The 18,898-nt window shown below is 45.0% G+C and carries 16 protein-coding genes and 1 pseudogene; 9 read left to right on the top strand and 8 right to left on the bottom strand.

The annotated features are described in order from the left end of the window. Positions 1–238, top strand: a 238-nt coding sequence (locus JGK22_RS28890) for a hypothetical protein (protein WP_293314291.1), incomplete at its 5' end; no start/stop codon positions are given. Positions 239–645: 407 nt separating this feature from the next. Here JGK22_RS28890 and minE read toward each other — a convergent pair. Beyond that, a pseudogene (gene minE / locus JGK22_RS28885) lies at positions 646–903 on the bottom strand (cell division topological specificity factor MinE); the annotation flags it as partial. Between the two features lie 215 nt (positions 904–1,118). Further along, positions 1,119–1,925: a septum site-determining protein MinD gene (gene minD, locus JGK22_RS28880; RefSeq protein ID WP_293187202.1), complete on the bottom strand. Its 807-nt coding sequence runs from the start codon at positions 1,923–1,925 to the stop codon at positions 1,119–1,121. 303 nt (positions 1,926–2,228) lie between these two features. On the opposite strand from minD, the gene JGK22_RS28875 reads away from it, so the two are divergent. Beyond that, the gene (locus tag JGK22_RS28875; RefSeq protein ID WP_293233113.1) at positions 2,229–2,372 is read left to right on the top strand and encodes a hypothetical protein; all 144 of its coding nucleotides are present in this window, start codon (positions 2,229–2,231) and stop codon (positions 2,370–2,372) included. Here the strand turns inward: JGK22_RS28875 and minC are convergent. Continuing rightward, a complete protein-coding gene (gene minC / locus JGK22_RS28870) occupies positions 2,352–3,149 on the bottom strand; it encodes a septum site-determining protein MinC (protein WP_293213809.1) in 798 nt (265 codons plus the stop codon). The genes JGK22_RS28875 and minC overlap by 21 nt on opposite strands. Positions 3,150–3,549: 400 nt before the next feature. Here minC and JGK22_RS28865 point away from each other — a divergent pair, with 400 nt between their 5' ends. Then, positions 3,550–4,482 carry an ADP-ribosylglycohydrolase family protein gene (locus tag JGK22_RS28865; protein ID WP_293220232.1) on the top strand — a complete coding sequence of 311 codons (933 nt, stop codon included), beginning with the start codon at positions 3,550–3,552 and terminating at the stop codon, positions 4,480–4,482. A gap of 335 nt (positions 4,483–4,817) precedes the next feature. Here the strand turns inward: JGK22_RS28865 and JGK22_RS28860 are convergent, their stop codons facing one another. The 3 genes from JGK22_RS28860 to JGK22_RS28850 form a co-directional block, all read right to left on the bottom strand. After that, positions 4,818–5,507: a response regulator transcription factor gene (locus tag JGK22_RS28860; protein WP_293186405.1), complete on the bottom strand. Its 690-nt coding sequence runs from the start codon at positions 5,505–5,507 to the stop codon at positions 4,818–4,820. Beyond that, complete coding sequence (locus tag JGK22_RS28855; protein WP_293314289.1) at positions 5,504–6,958, bottom strand: HAMP domain-containing sensor histidine kinase; 1,455 nt, start codon at positions 6,956–6,958, stop codon at positions 5,504–5,506. The genes JGK22_RS28860 and JGK22_RS28855 overlap by 4 nt, the downstream gene beginning before the upstream one ends. 365 nt (positions 6,959–7,323) lie before the next feature. Beyond that, positions 7,324–7,935, bottom strand: coding sequence for a cupin (locus JGK22_RS28850; protein WP_293186401.1), 612 nt, complete (start codon positions 7,933–7,935; stop codon positions 7,324–7,326). 429 nt (positions 7,936–8,364) lie between these two features. On the opposite strand from JGK22_RS28850, the gene JGK22_RS28845 reads away from it, so the two are divergent. From JGK22_RS28845 to JGK22_RS28820, 6 genes are all read left to right on the top strand, one after another. After that, complete coding sequence (locus JGK22_RS28845; RefSeq protein ID WP_293198779.1) at positions 8,365–8,937, top strand: thioredoxin domain-containing protein; 573 nt, start codon at positions 8,365–8,367, stop codon at positions 8,935–8,937. A 227-nt stretch (positions 8,938–9,164) separates the two neighbouring features. Beyond that, the gene (locus JGK22_RS28840) at positions 9,165–10,010 is read left to right on the top strand and encodes a cytochrome c biogenesis protein CcdA (RefSeq protein ID WP_293198777.1); all 846 of its coding nucleotides are present in this window, start codon (positions 9,165–9,167) and stop codon (positions 10,008–10,010) included. Positions 10,011–10,193: 183 nt separating this feature from the next. After that, positions 10,194–10,940 (top strand): YHS domain-containing (seleno)protein, encoded by a 747-nt coding sequence (locus JGK22_RS28835; RefSeq protein WP_293186395.1) that lies wholly within the window; start codon positions 10,194–10,196, stop codon positions 10,938–10,940. 211 nt (positions 10,941–11,151) lie between these two features. Then, positions 11,152–13,425 carry a glycosyltransferase gene (locus JGK22_RS28830; protein ID WP_293186393.1) on the top strand — a complete coding sequence of 758 codons (2,274 nt, stop codon included), beginning with the start codon at positions 11,152–11,154 and terminating at the stop codon, positions 13,423–13,425. Positions 13,426–13,457: 32 nt separating this feature from the next. Continuing rightward, positions 13,458–14,159 carry a DUF4079 domain-containing protein gene (locus tag JGK22_RS28825; protein WP_293314287.1) on the top strand — a complete coding sequence of 234 codons (702 nt, stop codon included), beginning with the start codon at positions 13,458–13,460 and terminating at the stop codon, positions 14,157–14,159. Positions 14,160–14,473: 314 nt separating this feature from the next. Beyond that, complete coding sequence (locus JGK22_RS28820) at positions 14,474–16,204, top strand: NAD(P)H-quinone oxidoreductase subunit 4 (RefSeq protein ID WP_293186389.1); 1,731 nt, start codon at positions 14,474–14,476, stop codon at positions 16,202–16,204. A gap of 2 nt (positions 16,205–16,206) precedes the next feature. Here JGK22_RS28820 and JGK22_RS28815 read toward each other — a convergent pair whose 3' ends face one another. Both JGK22_RS28815 and JGK22_RS28810 read right to left on the bottom strand, forming a co-directional pair. Beyond that, entirely contained in the window at positions 16,207–16,491 is a 285-nt protein-coding gene (locus JGK22_RS28815) for a hypothetical protein (RefSeq protein ID WP_293208304.1), read from the bottom strand. 497 nt (positions 16,492–16,988) lie between these two features. Next, entirely contained in the window at positions 16,989–18,632 is a 1,644-nt protein-coding gene (locus JGK22_RS28810; protein WP_293314285.1) for an NB-ARC domain-containing protein, read from the bottom strand. Positions 18,633–18,898: the final 266 nt, after the last annotated feature.

Here is an 18,898-nt window from a genome sequence, read left to right as displayed (position 1 = left end):
AGAATTCTGCCAGTGCGAGCGTCCCCCCTCGCGACAGGAGATAATATCGTTTCCGGTCAAATCGAGTAACAGCAGAATTCTGCCAGTGCGAGCGTCCCCGCTCGCGACAGGAGATAATATCGTCTCCGGTGGCATCGGAATTATATATCAATACGGTTTACTTAACGCTTTTTTAGAAATTTTATCTGACGATTTTCTAGGCAATACAGGCATTTTTTGCAAGTCAGATTCTTCTTAAGTCAACCGTATTGAATTTATATATTTGAATCGTCAGAATTATGCCAGTGCGAGCGTCCCCGCTCGCGAGAGGAGATAACTTGCGAGCGGGGACGCTCGCACTGGTAAAATCATGATTCTGATGCCAGCGGAAACGAGATTACAAGCTTTTCCCAATTTAAATAACATATTTGGGGCGGACAATCTTAGCCCACCCCACAAGATTTTAATTGTAGAGAGATAGTTTAATTTAAATGGCGAGCCGATCGCACTCATTTACTGAAAAGAAAATCCTAATTTCTATCACTCTGTAGTTTCGGGGAGAGTTTCGACTACATACTCGGGTACATACTCAGCTACCTTTTCAGGTAGATTCTCTGGCAATTTTTCCGGCAATTTATAGGGCAAATTTTCCGGTGGATTTTCCAGTCTCACTCGCCGGATCGGCAGATTTGCGATCAGTGACATAGCCCGCTGGTCGCTTTCGAGACCGAACTCTGACTCAGTGGTATCAATTTCCACGTAGCGAGACACCACCTCTAGAATTTCTCGGCGCATAGACTCAACCATTTCGGGGCTGAGTTCTGACCGGTCGTGGGCTAGAACGAGTTTGAGGCGGCGTTTTACATCGTCGCGGCTGTTGTCAGGGATGCGCGGGAAAAGTCGTTCGAGAAGTGTGTATATCATGGTTGCGGCGGGTTTGTCAATGGTTGGGCATAGAAAAAGTCAGGCGATTTTAGATTTTAGATTTTAGATTGGGGAATGACTTATTCCCGTCTGGTTTGGAGTCGGGGGCAGCAGTTTGATGCTTTTTGCGAAATGGTTTTACTCCGGGAATTTTTCGGCTAGTTTTTGCGATGCAGTGGCTGCTATTAAAGGTCGATCGCCAATAGGGCAGCACATCACATAATTTTAGTATTGAAAAACTTGCGGAGGCGAGTGAAAAACGTTTCCCGACGGGGAGTGAGATCTAAAAAATCAACTTTTTCGCCTTCTAAACGGCGGGCAATATTGTCGAAGGCAGTTCCAGCTAAAGAGGTCGTTTCCGACAATACTAATGGTTCGCCTCGGTTGGTGGAAACGATGACCCGCTCGTCGTCGGGAACGACGCCTAACAGCGGAATGGCAAGGATTTCCCGCACGTCTTGCACCGACATCATATCATTTGCCAGCACCATTGCAGGCCTGATCCGGTTGACGATTAGCCTGATTTTCTTGACATTGTTGGCTTCCAGCAGGCCGATGACTCGATCGGCATCGCGGACAGCAGCGATTTCTGGAGTCGTGACAATGATACCTTCTTGCGCCGGGGCGATCGCATTTTGGAAACCCTGCTCAATTCCAGCCGGAGAGTCGATCAAAATATAGTCATATTTTGGTGCCAACATCCCCACAAGCTGCTTCATTTGGTCGGCGCTGATGGCATCCTTCATCCGAGTTTGGGCCGCCGGTAACAGCACCAAGCGCGGCTGCCGCTTATCTTTCACCAAAGCTTGCTCTAAGCGACACTCTCCGGCGAGAACTTCTAATGCCGTGTAAACAATGCGGTTTTCTAAGCCCAGCAGCAAGTCTAAATTTCTGAGGCCGAAATCGGCATCAATTACCGCAACGGTGCGCCCCCGCTTAGCTAAAGCCATGCCGAGATTGGCTGTGGAGGTAGTTTTTCCCACTCCGCCTTTCCCTGATGTAACAACAATAATGCGAGCCATAAGCGATTTTAGATTTATTGGTGGTAATTGCGAATTGGTAATTGCGAATTGGTAATTGCGAATTGGTAATTGCGAATTGGTAATTGCGAATTGGTAATTGCGAATTGGTAATTGCGAATTATTCTGATGTTTGTCGATTATTCGCCATTAGTATTTGGTAATTTAGCCAGCATCTTTTATTCCTTGAATCAACTCAACGCTCACAACTAATAAGTCTGATTGTTAGACAAATTTTAGAGGAAGTTTCATTGATATTTTCCATCGTCCTTTAATGACTGATTTAGCCAAGACAAAAATTATCAAATGCAGGTTGAAACAGCATTACCCATTACCCATTACCCATTACCAATTACCAATTACCAATTACCAATTACCCATTACCAATTACCCATTACCCATTACCAATTACCCATTACCCATTACCAATTACCCATTACCGCCCATTAACTGCGATTTGTCAAAATCAGAGGCTCTACCGATCCGAATCCCCTGAGGCGTCACATAGGCGACTTCCGGGAAAAACTGAGCGGGTGAGGCTTCTGGGCCTCTGGCAACGTACTTAGCAATCCTAATCACCATCGGTTCCATCTGCAAGGTCATAATCACGCTGTTGGTGTTGCCGCCGGCACCCGCGTGCACGACGCCCCGCAAACGGCCCCAAACCAGGATATCGCCTCCGGCGACGACTGAGCCACCGGGATTTACATCTCCCAAAAGTACGATCGTCCCTGGGTGACGAATTTCTACGCCCGATCGCACAGTCATCTGCAAATATAAAGGTTCCGCCAGCGATTGCGGTTTGTCGGCGGATTTACTCAGGGTAGAAACCGGAGGCTGCTGTTCTACAGAATAGCCTGCCGTAGCTGCGGCAACGGCCGTTTGGCGGCGGCTGGTGTGGACTCGTTTGAGTTGCAGTTCCGCTTCCAAGAGGGCATCGGCGATTTCTTGCAGTTGGCGGATATCCAAAAGTCGATCGCTGCCCATCAATTGTACTTCGGCATTCGGCTGCCAAAAACGTTCTCCAGCATTCAGCCTGACTTTTAACTGCTGGCAAAGTTCAGTCCAAGTCGATGCCGTACCACTTCCAGGTTCGTTGTTCGTTTCTGGGGGAAGTAGCAACAATAGCTGTCCATCTTCAGTCTTAAGTCGGACTTGCAGATCTAAGCTAACTTCGGGTGTTGATTGAGGGGTGGCAGCAGCGGCTGTTGAGGCATCGGGTGTCATGGGACTGTTCGATCTCGGGTAGGGACAGGTTAACATCAATATTAGCTTGAGTCGTCTTTTGCCTCAGCCTTTTAGGCGAAAACTCTGGTTTTTTTTATTTTTAACCGCAAGTAGGGCAATTCTATTTCATTTTTGAACAAGATTTTTTTGATTTACCGCAGAGGGCGCAGAGGACACAGAGAAAGAGAATCAAGAGCGGAATACAGTGGCTGTAAACTGCGTATTTTACTGCTATAAGTAGCACGTCTAACCACATTTGTCTAACTTAGGCAATTATTGCTTTACCAGAAAGCATTAGTTGAAAGCCTTTCCCTTTGAGGTAGAGATTAAAATCAAACGATTCATTACTCCTATCCTCTTCCTTCTTTTCACAACTATCAACTGTCAACTGAAAATTACTATGCAGCAAATAGAACGTTATCGCGGCAGTCTGATCGGTTTAGCAGTTGGCGACGCTTTGGGAACAACTTTAGAGTTTTGTCGCCCCGGAACCTTTGAGCCGATTAACGATATGATTGGCGGCGGCCCGTTTCGACTGCAACCGGGACAGTGGACGGATGATACATCAATGGCACTTTGTTTAGCCGAAAGTTTGATTGAAAAAAAAGGTTTCGATCCAGTCCATCAATTAGAAACTTATTTGAAGTGGCGGCGAGACGGACATTTGAGCAGTACGGGCAAGTGTTTTGATATTGGCAATACGGTGCAACAAGCACTTTGGCATTTTCAAGATACAAAAAAGCCTTACTGCGGTTCTACTGATTCTTGGGCTGCTGGAAATGGTTCGATTATGCGTTTGGCTCCCATACCTTTGTTTTATGCGAAAAATCCTTTAGAAGTCATAGACAAATCTGGAGAAAGTTCTCGCACTACTCACGGTGCTGCTACTTGCGTCGATGCTTGCCGCTATTTTGGTACTTTAATTGCGGGGGCTGTGAATGGAGTTAGTAAAGAAGTTTTGCTTTCGGAAAGATATTGTGCGATCGCCGAATATTGGGCCGCGCACCCGCTGGTGGCAGAAATTGATGAAATTGCGGCGGGTTCTTTTAAGCGGCGACAACCTCCTGAAATTAAGGGTACTGGTTACGTGGTTAAGTCTTTGGAGGCGGCACTTTGGGCGTTTTATAACAGTTCGTCTTTTGCCGAAGGGTGTTTGTTGGCTGTGAATTTGGGCGACGATGCGGATACAACTGGTGCGGTTTACGGACAGTTGGCGGGAGCTTTTTACGGTGAATCTGCTATACCACAAAAATGGCTCTCGCAATTGGCACATAGCTCTTTAATTGCATCTTTCGCCGAACAACTCTTGACTGTAGGACTTACGCACGGGTGACTATAAACCGAGTTTTTGTACAACAGTTCGCGATCGCAAGTGTCACAATACTTAAATATTTTCTTAGGTACGTAGTTGCGCTTCAGCGCTCAAGCACAACCACGTACCTTTTTGAATATGCCAGTTGCGTAATTTCGGTAGAAAAATGTTTTCTTACACCAGTTGAAATACCCGGTTTATCAGATTTTTTGTGCGTAACTCATATAGCCCTTCTCAGATAGATGAGGTATGACTTTCATGGGATTTTTTGGTGTGTAACTCGCTTAGTGTATAATCACCATAAGAGCGCTGAAGCGCAACTACGTACCTTTTTTGCGCGTAATCCCTAACTAAAATTAGGAGACGGCGCGATGCTCTCGCAACACGTAGCCAACTCCTCGAACCGTATGCAGCAGCCGTTTTGAGTTATTTGCTTCTAACTTAATCCGCAACGCCCGAATATACACTTCAATAATATTTGACTCGCCCATAAAATCGTAACCCCAGACTTTTTCTAAGATGCGATCGCGCGTAATGACTTGACGGGGATTCCGCAGCAAAAATTCCAACAAATCAAACTCTTTTGCCGTGAGTTCAATTAGTTGATTTCCTCGATAAACTTCACGGGTTAAACAATTTAAGATTAAGTCTTCAAATTCTAAGCTATCCGGGTCATTTGGTTGAGTTCGGCGCAGGCGTGCTTTCACCCTCGCGAGGAGCTCTTCCATACTGAAAGGCTTCGTTACATAATCATCAGCGCCAGCATTTAATCCCGTTACGCGATCGGGTACTTCATCCTTTGCTGTTAATATAATTATTGGTACTTGCACGCCAGTCGATCGCAATCTCAAACAAATATCCAATCCAGAGATACCCGGAAGCATCCAATCTAAAATCAACAAATCCGGTTCAGCCGTGCGGGCGAGGGTTAATCCATCCAATCCGTTGGGGGCGACAGTGACGTGATATCCTTCTAGAGTAAGTTCAGATTCGATGAACTTTGCCAGTTTCGGGTCATCTTCAACAAGGAGAATGCGATCGCTCATAGCTGCGGATTCCAAACAGGTAAGGTGATAGTAAAAATACTACCTTCTCCCGGTTTAGAGCGGATCGCGATACGTCCTTCCATACCTTCGATCAGGCTTTTGGCGATCGCCAATCCCAACCCAGTACCGTCTCTAGAGCGCGTCATAGACTCATCCACCCGGTAAAACCGCTCGAAAATCCGTTTTTGGTGTGGCAGAGAAATACCAATGCCGCGATCGCGCACATGAACCATCACCTGCTGTTCCCTCTTTTCTAAGACTAACTCAACAGGTTGTTCGGGAGCAGAATACTTAATAGCATTATCAACTAAATTAATTAAAACTTGTTGTAAACGATCCTGATCCGCACAGGCGACAACATCCTCATCATTTGACACCAAAATAACTTGCCGATTGCTAACCTTTGCACTCATTTCTGCCACCTCCGCCACCAGAGTATTCAGAATCACCGGATGCAAACGAAAGTGCAAATTGCCACTATCAGCCCGCGCCAAATCCAGCAAATCTTCTAACATCCGAATCGTGCGTTCAGTTTCACCAACCGCCGTTTCCAGTGCTTGCTGCTGATAGTCGCTTAAATTAGTGCTGCGCCGCAGCAAACTTTGTAAATAACCAACTACCACCGTCAGGGGAGTGCGTAATTCATGGGAAACATTACCCACAAATTGGCGCTGTTGCTCCCAGGAACCGGATAATCTAAACAACATTTCATTAAAGGTTTGTGCAAGTCCTAAAATCTCATCAGGAGCCTGATGCAGTTGGAGTTTTGCCGCCTGCAAATTATCAGCAGACAAAGTGCTAGCAACCTGACTCATCTCTTCCAGAGGGGCCAGAGCATGACGTATGCGACTGGCGATCGCCACGATCAACACTAAAATTACCACAACACTGACCATAATTAAACTCCGAATCCCATCATTTAACTCATGTTGCTCGTCCGTGATATCTTGAGAGAAATATACCGTACCCAACAACTGATTTTTAATCCTCAGAGTTGTGCTACAGATTACCAAATAGCGATCGGCAACCCGAACAAAAGTCGGCTCAGCAGGTACTTCCGTCAACGAAATCATCTTCGTAATCTTAGAAGATTGCATATCCATATCAGGTGAATTCACCAACAGCATCCCATCATTGCGCTTCACCCACACCATAATTCCCCCTGTCGAAGCTTGATGAACGCTGCGGCTTAAACCAATTTCTAGAGAACCCATTTCACTATAAAGTTCCACCTGTTCGGGAAACCGGATTCCAATATATTCCAGCGTTTTTTTATGAGCAACTACTAGATTTTGCGATCGTTGCCAGCCAGCCCAAAATGCCACACTGCTAAGTCCTAAAATCGATAGTACCAGCAATTCCAGAGTCAAGCGAAACTGAAGCGAAGAAGTAGAAAATCGCTTGCTCTTGAGATTGTCAATGGTTGCTCTTAATTGCCGAATACGCTTCATTGTTTAGTTAGGAGTAGCGAGGGATTAACGAAAAGTCATAAACCATATTTTTGACGAAAAGACACGTTTAGACCATAATATAAGCTAAAAAACCCGGTTGATTGGATATGAGTCCTAGGGTGCGTAGCCTGCGAAAAATCCTAACTAAAGATTGATAATCTCGCAGCGACGCACCTGACAAAAACCGGGTGCATCTGGTTTTTAAAGAGAGCGAACCATGACCGCATATAAGTTATTAACGCAGATGCACCCCAAACACCTCTGGTACTCATGCAATTTTATCTCTTAAAATTATCTGCATTTATCTGTGTTGCATCTGCCTTTCATCTGCGATCGCTCAATCGCTCAATCCCGAAATTTATCCCTTAAAAAATCTCCGCAGTACCTTTAATCTGATTAAATTCAAAGCGTCGAGCATAATCTGTTTCACCATAAAGATTAAAACTAATAGTTGGTTCATCTCCCAGCGCTTCCACATGATGAATCGCATCGGGCATCAAGCACAAAATGTCACCCGGTGCAAGCAAAATATCTCCCACTGTTTGAATTTTATCGGGAAACTTCGGAATTGGCGATCGCCTCCACAAAGTATTTTTCTCCTCTCCACCCAGTAGCGCCACCAGTCCCCAACTAGCATGATTGTGAATTGGAGAAACAGCACCCGGAGCCCAAGCCACCAACTGCACAGTCAGAGGAAAAAACGGTTCATCATAAAGAGTTTGTACCGCCCATCCCGTCTCCGAGTCAGGTTCGAGAAGAGCAATTTGCAGCCAGGAAGAACTATCTAACAACCTGCGAACCAGGGGACAAATTGCCTGGAGTCGTAAATAATCATCACTAATTTGGTCTAATACATCTTCCAAATCAGTTAAAAAGCGATAAAGTCGGTAGGGATGAGTCAAATCTTCAATTTGACTGGTATCCTCAGAAACACGGTATTGTCCATCATTAGTCACAAACAAGTTTTTTCCTGTCATCACTGCTCAACTCACTGTTAAATGACTGCACTACTAAAAAATAGTCATGGTTAATCTCCACTCTATAAGACCTTCCTGGCAACTAGATGATATTTTCCTAAATAAAAGATGAATTTTAGCTGAAGACGCGAATCAATTAATCTCAAACTTTAGACAAAAGCGCCAAAGTTGAGAAGCATCTTGAAATTATCTGCCTTAATCTGCCTTAATCTGCCTTAATCTGGGGTTGACCAATTAGCAACCACTCATGATTTTATCTAAAATCTATCCGATCTTCATCTTACGCTCATATTTCTCTAAATTAATGCTGTTAATCTCAAGTCACAGAGGCATAAGTTACTCTCGGTCTCAATTCAGATTCAGGATTGAAACTCCAAGAGTTTTCTATTCGCCTTCTTGTACATAAACCCTAGATTTTGGAGATTGAATATGCGTAAACCAGCATTATGGCTCAGCTTGTGTCTAAGTAGTTTGGTAGTTACAGTATCGCTGGTGACTGCAACGACACTCAATACCTCTGCTATAACTAATAGTGCGATCGCACAAACCAACCCCTGCGCTTCCAAAAACCCCTGCGCTTCCAAAAACCCCTGCGCTTCCAAAAACCCCTGCGCTTCCAAAAACCCCTGTGCATCAAAGCAAAAAAACGTAGGAGGCCCGCTAGCAAAAGAAGTGCAAGGAAAGCCCGTCGTAGTTGACGTTTATGCAGCCTGGTGTGCTGGCTGCAAAAACATTGCCCCTACGCTTTCCCAACTGAAACAGCAATATGTAGGAAAAGTGAATTTTGTGGTGCTAGATGTGACAGATAAATCAACCACTTCTCAAGCAGAAGCAAAAGCGAAACAGTTAGGACTCAGCCAATTTTTCGCAGCGAATAAGTCTCAAACGGGAAGTCTAACCATCATCGACCCTGCCACAGGAAATATTCTAGCACAGCATCGCAACAATCCCAACAAATCTGCCTATACAACCGTGCTCGATCAAGCGCTTGCTAAAAAATAGCTGCTTGCAGGTTATAGGTAAATCGATCGAACAGGATTTACGCATGATAAGAGTGCATAGGCGAGATCGAAAACCGGGTTTTTACGAAATTTATGCGTCTAAAACAGTCTAAAACATCAAATTAGCTAAAAAACTAGGTTTTTTTTATATGCTGTTACACAGTAATATTTGTTTTCGCCAATCTACTTACTTTTGCGTAAATCCTATTAAATATTCTAGGAGAAGCCATGACAGATATTCAAAAGTATGAACCCCAAGATAAAAGTACCAAAAATTTTAAATCTCCGAATAAATGGCTATTTTTGGGTGGATTGGCATTACTAGGGTTAGTGCTGGCACTGGCGTTCGCAGGCCCGTTTTCTCAGGCAATTGAACATCTGATTTCGGTAACTGAAAACAACTATCAGCAATGGTTCAGCCAGCAAGATACAGCTAACCCACTGGTATTGTTTCCCCTAGCCTTTATCGGTGGTTTAATCGCCAGCATTTCACCCTGTATTCTGGCAATGTTACCCGTTAACTTGAGTTATATTGGTACCCGAAATATCACTTCCAAGCGAGATGCTTTTCTTAAAGCCAGTTTGTTTGTGTTGGGAGTTGTGACAATTCTCAGCTTTTTTGGGCTGGCATCCTCATTTGCCGGGGCTGTCATGGTAGACTACCGGGGCTACATCAATATTGTTGTAGGAATTATCATTTTTATCATGGGTTTTAGCTTGCTAGGAATTGTGAAATTGCCTTTGCCGGGAATCAATATAAATGCTTCAAATTTGGGACCATATGGGGTAGGAGTGACTTTTGGTTTGGTGAGTTCTCCTTGCGCTAGTCCGGTTTTATTTGCTGTGCTGGCAGCGGGAGGGGCTACTGGTTCACAATTGCTAGGAACCTTGACTATGATCTGTTATGCTCTCGGATATACAAGCATCATCTTTCTTGCCAGTCTATTGACTGGTTTTGCCAAGCAAGCTAAGACTTTGATGCAGCATTCCGAGTCAATTCTGAGATTTGGTAGTGTCGCTCTAATTTTGACAGGTTTGTATTACATGATTGAGGGTGTTCGCTGGTTTTTTTAGCAACTTATGAGAATTTTATCTCCGATCCAGTTCTTCCTCATTTAGGACTCATTTTCTTGAGTGTTAATGTAAATAACCTCAAGTCTTGAAGATAACTAACTGTCAGCAGAGTTGCCAGAGAGTAAAAAAATCAAGCAAATATCAGGTCTGAAATTACTAACAATTCATCTGGAGATTAAACACATGAAAGTAAAATACATTACCACGATCGCCATTGCCACCATTTTAGGCTTGGCAACAGCTAATGTTAGCTACGCCAACTTCAAGGCTTCCACCAACTTAAACTCTACAACCGTTTCATCCAAGATTGCAGAAGCCAATCCTTGCGCTGGAAAAGCCAACCCTTGCGCTGGTAAAAATCCTTGTGCTGGTAAAGCCAATCCTTGTGCTGGTAAAGCCAATCCTTGTGCTGGTAAAAATCCTTGTGCTGGAAAAGCCAATCCTTGTGCTGGAAAAGCCAATCCTTGCGCTGGTAAAGCCAATCCTTGCGCTGGTAAAGCCAATCCTTGTGCTGGAAAAAGCAGCACAACAACTGTTCATCCTAAGTATTACACCGAGAAAGGTGTGGCTCTTGATGGTCAGGATGTTGTAGCCTATTTCACCCAAGGCAAATTAGTGATGGGAGTTAGCCAATTTAAACAGAATTGGGGCGGAACAACTTGGATATTTGCTAGTGCAGCCAACCGCGATATGTTTGCCAAAAATCCTGAAAAGTATGCTCCTCAATACGGTGGATATTGCGCTCAGGCTGCCAGTGAAGGCAATCTTGTTGCAACCCAGCCTGATGCCTGGAAAATTGTTAATGGGAAGCTTTATCTCAACTACGACAAGAAAGTACAGGCACAGTGGATGGGTGATATTCCCGGTCACATTGCTTTAGCAAACAAGAATTGGCCGACTATTCTGAATAACAAAGAACTGTTTCGTTAACTTCAAATAGGACTTAGGGCGGGCGGGACGCCCATCCCACAAGAAAATGTCTGGTGGCACAGGCATCTTGCCTGTGGCCCCTTCGGGCAAGGGCGGGCGGGACACCCCACAACAAATTTGACCTCTGGTGGCACAGGCATCTTGCCTGTTCCTAAGAGGGCGGGCGGGACGCGCACCCCACACCCGTTCATACATTTTCCTCAAAAAAAATATGACTTCATGGCTGAATTCTTTGGGCTGGCATCGTCGAGACAGTGCCCGCAGCAACCGGATACCGATCGCCACCCTCGTCATGTTAGGTTCAGTTATCCTAACCGGTGGAGTGGTTGCAGCTTGGTTTTCGGGTAACGGCACTCTCTATCATCTATTTGCCAAACTCCAATCGATGCAGAATCATCCTCCAATGTGGCTGGAAGTGCCAATGGTAATGGGGGAGTCTTTACTAACACCTACGATCGCTCTGCTGGCTATTGCTTGGCTGATTATGCGTGTTTCGCCCGTACCCCGAACCTGGTCGCGGGTTGCAGTCATCGGCATTTTGTTGGTGTTGGTGACTCGCTATCTGCTGTGGCGATCGCTCACAACTTTAAATGTATCCAATCCCTTAGATGGAGTGTTTAGCATTGGGTTGTTTCTCCTAGAACTTTTCCTCTTGCTGACCAATATCCTTCAGTTATTTTTGATGTTGCGCGTCAAGGATCGGCATTCAGAAGCGAATCGGTTGGCGATCGATATAGTTGAGGGTAGATTCACACCAGCAGTTGATGTTTTGATTCCCACTTACAACGAGCCTGCCTATATTCTCAAACGCACTGTTATTGGTTGTCAAGCCATCGACTATGCCAATAAAAAAATCTATCTCCTCGATGATACGCGCCGTGAAGAAATTCGGCAAATTGCAGAGGAATTAGGGTGTGAATACCGCACTAGAGCTAATAATCACCATGCAAAAGCCGGGAATTTGAATCATGCTTTGACTCATACTCAAGGAGATTTCATCGTTGTTTTTGATGCCGACTTTATCCCTACCAAAAACTTTCTGATTCGCACCGTTGGTTTCTTCCAAGATCCGAAAGTTGCCCTGGTTCAAACGCCTCAAAGTTATTACAATGCTGACCCGATCGCCCGTAACTTAGGTTTGGATAATGTTATTGCGCCGGAAGAAGAGGTTTTCTACCGCCAAATTGAACCGCTCAAAGATGGCGCCGGCAGTGTAGTTTGTTCTGGAACCTCCTTTGTTGTCAGGCGCAGCGCCTTAGAAGATGCCGGAGGATTTGTTACCGAATCCCTCAGTGAAGACTATTTCACAGGGATTAAACTTTCTGCTAAAGGCTATCGCTTAGTGTATCTCAACGAAAAACTCAGCGCTGGTTTAGCAGCAGAAAATATTTCTGCTTACGCCACTCAACGGCTGCGCTGGGCGCGCGGAACTTTACAAGCTTTTTTTATTGATTCCAATCCGCTGACTATCCCCGGATTAAACCTGATTCAGCGACTCGCGCATTTAGAAGGACTCCTGAATTGGTTTGGTAGCATTCCGCGTATCGGCTTTCTGTTGATGCCCTTAGCTTATTCCTTTTTGGGTGTGATTCCCATCCGAGCTACTGTTCAAGAAATGCTGTACTTTTTTCTGCCCTATTATTTGGTGCAGTTGACGGTTTTCTCCTGGTTGAATCATCGAGCGCGATCGGCATTACTCTCTGATATTTATTCACTGGTACTGGCATTCCCGCTGGTTTTGACCGTCTTTGGGGTGATGCTGTCTCCCTTCTCCAAAGGATTTAACGTCACAGCCAAAGGCACTGTGAGCGATCGCTTTTCCTTCAACTGGAAATTAGCGCTACCGTTGCTGCTATTATTTATTCCCAATGCCATCAGCCTGTGGCACGTTCTGGGAACCTGTTTGATTCAATTTCAGATGCACGCCTCAGAGCCGGAAATCATCCAGCAGCTCAAAGGGTTGGGGATTGGTTGGATTTGGAGCACCTACAACCTTTTAATTATCAGCATTACGCTGTTAATATTGTTAGATGCTCCTAAGTCCGATCGATACGAATGGTTTGATTTGCGTCGATTGGTACGGCTGGCGATCGACGGACAAATCTTTTGGGGCGTGACTACTTTTATTTCTGAAGTGGGAGTTCATCTAGAGATTACTCAAGCCGGATTCCCTGCGCTGATTCCAGGAGAAATGCTTTCAGTCAAGCTCAAAATTATGGAAGAAAATTTGAGGCTGCAAGGAGAGATAACTCGGGTAGATTTTAGCAATGAATTTCCCTCGGTACAGATTCGGTTTGATGAATTGGCTTTGCCGCAACATCGATGTCTGGTTGAGATGTTGTTTTGTCGTCCGAATCAATGGAAACGCTCTTGCGCTCCTGGCGAGTTAAAGTCTCTATTCCTGTTATTTGGGATTTTATTGAAGCCTCGGGTTTTGTTCGATCGCACTCGGGCGATCGATTTCGTCAAAATCTCAAAAATTTAGTTTGATCCAGTTTAAAAACAAAAAGGTGCTTTATGGAAATTAAAGATTTTCTGGCTTTGCTGCATCCTGTTTTAGCTGTAGCGATCGTTTTTCCGATGCTGGGTATTGTGCTGAATATGGCTTGGCAAACTATGCAGCGCCGCAAGCAAATTGCATCCGGCGATAAGAGCAAAATTCCCCCTGTAGTCGGCTCAGAACACGTCAAAGCAGGTAAAATTCTGTCTGGGTCTGTGGTAGGAGTGACGCTGTTGGGTCTAGCCTACGCTATTTTTGAGCATATTTTGAGCAAGGATGTTTGGAGCAAAAACTCGTTTCAGGTAATTTTCATTATTCTGATGTTTGTGGCTACGATCGCCTCTTTGGTCATGTTATATCGATCGACACCTGCTATGTGGCGGGGCGTATTTGCGACTCTGACGGGTGCTGGCTTGGTGATTCTTGGCGCTCAAGATGGCGTTTTTCGGCGCACCGATGAATGGTATTGGTCTCACTACTACATTGGCATAGCTGCTGCACTGCTGATGGTTTTCTCCCTGGCGATCGTTCAAGATATTTACAAAGATCGATCGAATCGCTGGCGCACGATCCATGTCATCTTGAACTCGATCGCTGTATTGCTCTTTTTGGGACAAGGAATGACCGGAACCAGGGATTTGTTGGAAATTCCCCTGAGTTGGCAGAAACCCTATATTTATAGCTGTGACTTCCCCAATAAGACTTGCCCCAAACCCTGAGTCACAGTGCCAGCAATAAAAACTCGTGCTACAGAATAATTAATTATTACGGCTAGGCTAGTACACCGAACAGGTGCGTCGCTGTCAGATCCGCCATGCAGGGATTCAAGAATGGCGGCGCACCCTACGGAGACTGTTGCATGATTTTCAACAAGTTAGATAAATACCTACTAAGTATCTTGACATTTTGGGGAATCTATGTTTATGCTTTTTTTACCATTAATATAAAAGAAATATTTGCAAATCTTAAGTTTTTATTAAAATTAAGTATTACAATAGTCGTAACTTTCAACTAAGTATTTATTCTCAATATCATGATAGCGGATCAATTTCCTTGGCTGACCGCAATTGTCATGCTACCCCTCGTAGCTGCCCTCGCCATCCCTTTTCTGCCCGATACAGACGGCAAAACTGTGCGTTGGTATGCCCTGGGCGTAGGCATTGCAGATTTTGTATTAATGTGCTGGGTGTTTTGGACGCACTACGATCCGAGCATCTCCACTTTCCAAATCGTCGAGAAATATTCCTGGATACCCTCTTTAGGCCTCAACTGGTCTGTTTCGGTTGACGGATTGTCGGTTCCGCTGGTGTTATTGGCGGGATTGGTGACGACACTATCTATTTTTGCTGCATGGGAAGTCGATCGCAAGCCGCGACTTTTCTACTTCCTAATGCTGGTGATGTACTCGGCACAAATCGGAGTATTTGTCGCCCAAGACATCATGCTGCTGTTCATTGTTTGGGAATTAGAACTAATTCCGGTGTACTTGCTAATCTCGATTTGGGGCGGACAAAACCGTCGCTACGCAGCCACCAAATTCTTGATTTACACCGCCGGCGCTTCTATCTTTATTCTCGTCGCTGCCTTAGCAATGGGATTCTACGGCGGAGGAAACGTTACCTTCGACATGGTAGAACTGGGCTTGAAGGACTATCCGCTAGGTTTAGAAATCCTACTTTATGCGGGATTGTTTATTGCCTTCGGCGTGAAACTCGCGATTTTCCCCTTTCACACATGGCTGCCTGATGCCCACGGTGAAGCATCTTCTCCTGTGTCGATGATTCTGGCCGGCGTGCTGCTGAAAATGGGCGGCTACGGACTGATTCGCTTGAATTTGGAACTTCTTCCGAAAGCACACGTTTACTTTGCACCGATTATGGCGGTGCTCGGCGTAGTTAACATTATCTACGGCGCGCTGAATTCCTTCGGCCAAACCAACATGAAGCGCCGACTTGCGAATTCGTCGATTTCTCACATGGGATTCGTGTTGTTGGGTATTGCTTCCTTCACGGATTTGGGAATCAACGGGGCGCTGCTGCAAATGATTTCCCACGGTTTGATCGCCTCAGTATTGTTTTTCCTGGCTGGCGTGACTTACGATCGCACCCATACCATGATCATGGACGAGATGGGCGAGATTGGAAAAGTGATGCCAAAAGTGTTTGCTTTGTTTACAGCAGGCGCGATGGCTTCTTTAGCACTCCCCGGGATGAGCGGTTTTGCTAGCGAATTATCAGTTTTTGTGGGCGTCGCAACTAGCGATATGTACGGTACTTCTTTCCGCGCAGTAATAGTGTTCCTGGCGGCAGTGGGACTGATTTTGACACCGATTTATTTGCTCTCGATGCTGCGACAGTTATTTTACAACTGTGGAACATTGGCAGCTTGCGATCTAGAAGATCTAGATTTGCGGAATCAGCGAAACAATCTGGATGAAGCGGTTTGTTTCGGTAATAGTTGCGTTTTGCCTGGTGATGCAAAGTTTATCGATGCTCAACCTCGCGAAGTGGCGATCGCATTTTGCTTCTTGATCCCGATTGTCGGCATTGGTTTTTATCCGAACATGGCGATGCAGGTTTACGACGCGAAGACTGTGGCTGTTAACGCCGAAGTCCGCCAATCTTACACCCTCATCGTTCAACAAAATCCTCAGATTTATGCGAAGGGATTTTTGGCACCCAAAATTGCACAGGCTCCAACAGTACCTGCTTTGGGCAAAATTACCGGATCTGAATCTGCATCGGTTTTGGGTATTGTCAAATAATTTTATCCAATTCTGTTTTTGCTGAAAATTGGGCGATCGCTTTTGTTAAAGGGCGATCGTTTTTTTGTTGCATAAGGCAGTTGACAGTTGACAGTTGACAGTTGACAGTTGACAGTTGACAGAATCGTAGGGTGCGTCGCCATCGAAAATTTATCGGGAAAAATCGACAATCTCATAGATCCGCACCACGCACCGGGAGCATCAAGCGCGATCGCACTATCATAAAAAATGCTTTTTTCAAAAATGAGATGCTCCCGACGCACCTGAGACTTCTTGCGCTCATTCACAAACTATTTTGATTTGAAATGAATCTGCGTCGATCTGTATTTATTTGATTGACATTTGCGGTTGACCTATCATATCATTTCATTTCAGGTCGATCGCCATAACAAAAACGGTTCGTAGTGCGGACTTAAGTCCGCAGCCGGAGAGCGGACTTAAGTCCGCACTACGAACCGATGAAGTTTATTATACGATTGACAAAAACTATGGCGGCAAAACAATTTTTTCCCTTGTTTTCTCAAATATCGTTTAAGGTGCATTGCCGTCAGATTGTCGATTGAATTTACCAGAAATAATTGGTTGAAAGCCGGAACACGAGTGAGGGAGAAATTTAAATCAGACTATTCATTACTCCAATCCTCTTCCTTCTAGGTAGATGTCGCTCTCAAACTGTCAACTGTCAACTGTCAACTGTCAACTGTTGAAGGATTTTTTAGGGCGACACACCTACAAATACTATTGCAGTATTTTGCATAATTGGTGTAATTTGCCGGATCTGATACTAGCGCCGAATTCCTAAAATAATCTGAGCTAAATTTTCCCTAGCATATCCCACCTCAAGCATCGATTTATCTTCCAGCCCCGAGGCAACTTTCGTCAGGATATTTAGCGGTTCTTCCGAACCTACAGTTTTCAGAAACAACACTTGCAGCCGATTTTTAACTAATTCTACAATTGAGCGACTGCGAGCCTCTTTACTTTCTTTTTGTTGAGCAACACTCCTACTAAGATTGTGAGTTTTTAACAGCCACATTCTTTCTATTCCTTGCATTTTGACGGTCTCCAAAACCTCCGCTTGAATCTGCTCGACTAATCTTTCACTTACATATTGCACGATTAAAGGCTTCAGCCTAAAAACAGTTTGCCCGCTCTCACTTATTTTTTCGATTAGAAAGCGACGGCCGAGAGAATCGAGATTTTTTACCAAATCAGAAAGAGACGAATTGACTAACATCTGCTCTCGCAAACTCGCTAGGGAAATCGGACTTTGAGCAATAGCCAGCCAGTAGGAAATCTCTTGTTCTGAATTTGACATTCGATCGAACTGCTGCGCGAGTAAATTGCTGATGTGTTCTTCAATAAATAACGCCGTCGCTTCCAAAAACTTGACAACATTTCCTTCAAAAAACTCGTTAATCGTTGTTGCCAAAATCTTGATTGCTAACAGATTGCCTCCGTACCGGGCTAACAAGATTTCCCATTCTCTATCTTGGGCGGACAAACCTTTTTCTTTGAAAATATCTCGGGCTATTTCCGAGGAAATAGCAGGCTTTAAAAACCGCACTTTTTCTCCAGCTAGCAAAGCCATTTCCGTAGGTTCTTCGGCACTAACTAGGACAAAACAGCTCTGGTGATTGACTTCACACAGCCGCACAATTAAATCTCGATATCCTTCACAGCCTTCGCGGTAATGTCCCGCTAGTTCTTCTGGTTTGAGCACTGCTTCAAAATCGTCTAAAATTATCAGACAGCGCTGCTGGCGCAGATACTCGACTAGGCGCGAAATTTTGCCGTTAAAGTCGATCGCCTGCGAGGGCTCCGCTAACGGCAGAGCGGACTTTTGTTGGTTAGCAAAAAGTTGAATTAAGCTAGTGAGGAAGTCGGATGCTGTTGGTGCCGATCGCAGCGATCGCCAAATCACAAAATCAAACTCATGCTGTACCTGTTTTGCCAACTGCACCGACAGAGTTGTTTTCCCACTACCAGCCAAACCCAGCAGCGCTACTACGCGACAATTATCGGATACAATCCACTGCTTTAAAGTAGTTAATTCTTCAGTCCGCCCGTAAAAAACTGCCACATCCGGTGCTTGGTCCCAATCTTCTTGTCGCCGTCCTATCGGCGTTTTGAATAGAGATCCTTTACCTTGACTAAAATCAATCGAGCCCTCCTCCGTGTGGTAAGAAAATAGCAACTGATGCCTCAATTCCGAGAGCTTTCCAGGGCCATTCCCCGCGATCTGAAACTTTTTGTAAACTTCGCCTAGTCTTTTGCGAACGGCGATATCGCTAATGCCAAGCTTGGTTGCGATGGTAGCCGTAGATTGACCGTCGAGAGCCATAAACACAGTCTCTAACTCGGCATCTGTGACACCGCGCTCTTTCGCGATCGTTTGCACAAAGTTTTGAGGAATCGGAGTAGTCAAGGTAGGAATCTCGCCTCTACTAAAAATCTATCTTCTATTATATTCTCTGAGTTCTCGCGGGCAAACAATTGAATGCGTCAATTTTCAGCTTGCTTGTCGGTCTTGGAGGGCCGTTTGAGATATTTATAGCTGGTAAAAGTATAGTCATCTATTACATGACATGGGAGGCTTCCAGTCCCTCCCCTTTCGCTTTCACTTCGAGCGGATTGACCCGCCTTGGCTGAACTACGCAGCTCTCTATCCCATTGCCAAAGGCATTTGGGATT

The sequence above is a fragment of the Microcoleus sp. PH2017_08_TRC_O_A genome, from assembly GCF_020738665.1.
GTDB lineage: Bacteria > Cyanobacteriota > Cyanobacteriia > Cyanobacteriales > Microcoleaceae > Microcoleus.
This window is presented reverse-complemented; position numbering and strand designations above follow the sequence as displayed.